At 35.5% G+C, this 1115-nt stretch carries 1 tRNA gene and 2 rRNA genes; all 3 read left to right on the top strand.

The features are described 5' to 3' along the window. A 23S ribosomal RNA gene (locus BSD9I1_RS07350) occupies positions 1-187 on the top strand; the annotation flags it as partial. A gap of 110 nt (positions 188-297) precedes the next feature. Next, positions 298-414: ribosomal RNA gene (gene rrf, locus BSD9I1_RS07345) — 5S ribosomal RNA — on the top strand. A gap of 8 nt (positions 415-422) precedes the next feature. Then, positions 423-497: transfer RNA gene (locus BSD9I1_RS07340), tRNA-Asn, on the top strand. Positions 498-1115: the final 618 nt, after the last annotated feature.

Genomic DNA, 1115 nt, shown 5'->3' with positions numbered 1-1115 from the left:
TGCTGGGTAGCTATGTCAGGACGGGATAAACGCTGAAAGCATCTAAGCGTGAAGCCCACCTCAAGATGAGATTTCCCATAGCGTAAGCTAGTAAGACCCCTTGAAGAACACAAGGTTGATAGGTCAGGGGTGTAAGTGCAGTAATGCATTCAGCTGACTGATACTAATAGGTCGAGGGCTTGATCTAATTTATATTACTCTGTGCAATTTTGAGAGAACAACTCTCTAATGAAACTCTTCAGCGTAGCTGATGAGTACTCTATCTCTAGAAAATCGAAGATTTTAAGAGCTAGAGCATCTGGTGATTATGGCTTGAAGGTAACACCCGTACCCATTCCGAACACGAAGGTTAAGCTTCAAAGCGCCAATGGTACTGCCGGGGAGGCCCGGTGGGAGAGTAGGTCGTTGCCAGATAAATTTGTTCCGTGGTAGCTCAATGGCAGAGCATTCGGCTGTTAACCGAAGGGTTGGAGGTTCGAGCCCTCTCCACGGAGCCATTTTTATTTTTTGAATAAATAAGTACATAAAATATTATTTGATGTGCTTTTGTATTTTTTTATAATGTAGATTGTCTTTTACCCATTCTAGTAGTACTTTGTGAGAATTAACAGGATTATGGTTAAATGAAAGATATATAAATTCACATTCTGTATGTAGAAACACTTATCCTTGCGTGTCTATAGGCGTCATATATAGATATATTGAGGAAAAACTAGGAATTAAGATTTAATATTATGAAATAACTAACATATTAATTTATTAGTTAAATATCTATGATAAGATAACTCATGTCTTCGCAGGAAACGACAAAATATATCAATAAAATTTCAACTAAATTTTGAAATGGTGTTGACAAGAATTAAGTTTATATGCTAATATAAACAAGTTCCTAAAAGGACAAAATGAGAAACTAATAGCTAATTAATTTGTTTAAAATTAATAGTTGACAAGTTTAAAAAGGAATGTTATTATATAAAAGTCGCTTAGGGCGACAGGGTCTTTGAAAATTGAACAGAGAATAGAAACCAGTCAATTACTTAACAGTTAAATGTTAAGAAACGCGATGAGCGAAACAGATTAAACTTTTAAATTGAGAGTTTGATCCTGGCTCAGGA

This window comes from Clostridium sp. BSD9I1 (genome assembly GCF_900185645.1).
Classification (GTDB): Bacteria; Bacillota; Clostridia; order Clostridiales; family Clostridiaceae; genus Clostridium_AK.
The sequence above is the reverse complement of the archived record's forward strand: the minus strand, read 5'-3'. Positions and strand labels throughout refer to the sequence as shown.